Source organism: Micromonospora sp. NPDC049799, assembly GCF_040656655.1.
Taxonomy (GTDB): Bacteria; Actinomycetota; Actinomycetes; order Mycobacteriales; family Micromonosporaceae; genus Micromonospora.
The window spans coordinates 1-2,256 of sequence record NZ_JBFAMU010000673.1 but is presented as its reverse complement, the minus strand read 5'-3'; the positions used below and the strand labels follow the sequence as shown (position 1 = coordinate 2,256).

The window sequence follows — 2,256 nt, the reverse complement described above, 5'->3', positions numbered from 1 at the left end:
GGCGCAGCCACTGGCCCATCCGCGTGTGCACCGCGTCGATCGCCGAGCCGGCCTCGGCGAGCGCGGCGACCTCCGCCGGGGACTTGCGGATGCGCAGCTCGCACAGGACCTCGGAGGCGAGCCGCTGGGTGACGCCGGGCAGCGCGGCCCGCAGCGCGAGGACCTGCTCGGCCCACATCCGGTCGGCCAGACCCACCGCACCCACCGGACCGCCGAGCGCGGCCGTGACGAGGGGGTACGGGTCGGTGCCGTCGCCGTGCGCGACGATGCGGACGCCGGTGGCCGGGGCGGGGGACGCCTCGGCGGCGGGCCGCTCCAGGGTGGGCACGATCAGCGTGGGCTCCCCTTCGGCGGGCAGCACCAGCAGGGTCAGCCGTTCCCCGGCGTGGGCGTCGTAGCCGGTCAGGTAGCGCAGGTCCGACCCGGGGCTGAGCAGAAGGGCGTCCAGGCCGGCGGCGGCGGTGGCGCGCTGTGCGGCAGCCAGCCGCGCCGGGGGGTACAGCTCGTCGGTTCCCACCCGCTCAGCTTAACGCTCGTTCGGCTCAACCCCGGCCGGGGCGGGGCCTCACGACATCAGCCACAGGCAGAACGGGTGGCCGTCCGGATCCAGGCAGACCCGGACGTCGTCCTGCGGCTGGAACGGCGCGACGGTCGCGCCGCAGGCGACCGCGTGGGCCTGGGCCGCCGCCAGGTCGTCGACCCCGATCTCCAGGTGCGCCATCATCTGCTGCCGGCCCGCCTCCGCCGGCCACGTCGGCCGCACGTACCGGCGCTCCCGCTGGAAGGAGAGGCCCACCCCGCCGTCGGGATCCCGGAGGATCACGTCGTCCGCCTCCTCGACCCCGATCTCCCAGCCCAGCAGCCGGGCGTAGAACCGGGCGAGCGCCGCCGGGTCGGGGGTGTCCAGGTTGACCGTGGTCAGTCGCAGGTGGGGACGGGGCGTGCTCATCCGGCCGATTCTTCCCGCCGGGACCGCGTACCGCAGCCCCGCCGGCGGCGGCCCTGGCGGCGATGGTCGGCGCGGCGGCCTTGACCGGTTCCGGCCCGCCGGGACCGGGGCGCCGATAGCCTCGGGGCAGATCCGGACCGGACGGAGGGACCTACCGTGGCAGGCGACGACCGAGCCGACACGCGGCGGCAGCGGCTGCTCTGGTCCGGTCTCCTCGCTCTCGCCGGGCTGGTGCTGCTCGTCATCGGTCTCACCGTCGCCGACGGCGTCGCCGCCTGGGTCGAGGTGGTGGTGGCCATCCTGCTGCTGCTCGCCAGCTACGGGGTGCAGTACCTGGCCCGACGGGAGACCCTGTACGCCGACGACGAGCGCGGCTGAACGGCCTACCCGCGTTCGTCGGTGGGGTGTGCCAGGCTGTCGGGCGTGGCACAGCGACCCCCGATCATGCTCATCGACGCGCCCAGCCTCTACTTCCGGGCCTACTTCGGCATTCCCGAGTCGGCGGCCAGGGCCACCGACGGCAGCCCCGTCAACGCGGTGCGCGGCTTCCTCGACATGCTCGCCCAGCTCATCCGCACCCGCCGGCCGGACCGGATGGTCTGCGCGATGGACTACGACTGGCGGCCCGACTGGCGGGTCGCGCTGCTGCCGTCGTACAAGGCGCACCGGGTGGCCCCGGAGGGCGGCGAGGTCGTACCGGACACGCTGAGCCCGCAGGTGCCGGTGATCCTGGAGGTTCTCGACGCCATCGGCATCACCGTCCTCGGGGCGACCGGCTACGAGGCCGACGACGTGCTCGGCACCCTCTCGGTCACCCAGCCCGGCCCGGTCGAGGTGGTCTCCGGCGACCGCGACCTGTTCCAGTTGGTCGACGACACCCGGCCGGTCCGGCTGCTGTACGTCGGGCGGGGCGTGGCCAAGCTGGAGGACTGCGACGACGCGGCGGTCCGGACCCGCTACGGCGTGCCGGCCGACCGGTACGCCGACTTCGCCGCCCTGCGCGGTGACCCCAGCGACGGGCTGCCCGGCGTGCCCGGCGTGGGCGAGAAGACCGCGGCCCGCCTCGTCGAGCGCTACGGCGACATCGCCGGCATCCTCGCCGCGCTGGACGACCCCGGCTCGGGCTTCGCCCCGGGCCTGCGGGCGAAGCTCGCCGGAGCACGGGACTACCTGGCCGTCGCGCCGACCGTGGTCAAGGTGGCCCTCGACGTACCGCTGCCGGACCTGGCCACCGAGCTGCCGACCGCGCCCGCCGACCCGGACCGCCTGCTGGACCTGGCCGCCGAGTGGAACCTGGCCGGCTCGGC

Annotated in this window: 4 protein-coding genes; 2 read left to right on the top strand and 2 right to left on the bottom strand. The window is 75.4% G+C overall.

The annotated features are described in order from the left end of the window. A partial coding sequence (locus AB0I76_RS28095) for an aminopeptidase P family N-terminal domain-containing protein (RefSeq protein WP_357041597.1) occupies positions 1–517 on the bottom strand: 517 nt, incomplete at its 3' end. Between the two features lie 48 nt (positions 518–565). After that, the gene (locus AB0I76_RS28090; RefSeq protein WP_357041595.1) at positions 566–949 is read right to left on the bottom strand and encodes a VOC family protein; all 384 of its coding nucleotides are present in this window, start codon (positions 947–949) and stop codon (positions 566–568) included. 156 nt (positions 950–1,105) lie between these two features. Between AB0I76_RS28090 and AB0I76_RS28085 the strand changes: the two genes are divergently transcribed. Together AB0I76_RS28085 and AB0I76_RS28080 are read left to right on the top strand one after the other, a co-directional pair. Then, positions 1,106–1,327, top strand: a complete 222-nt coding sequence (locus AB0I76_RS28085) for a hypothetical protein (RefSeq protein ID WP_357041592.1) — start codon at positions 1,106–1,108, stop codon at positions 1,325–1,327. 66 nt (positions 1,328–1,393) lie between these two features. Beyond that, positions 1,394–2,256: 5'-3' exonuclease (locus AB0I76_RS28080; RefSeq protein ID WP_357041600.1), on the top strand; the 863-nt coding region annotated here is incomplete at its 3' end.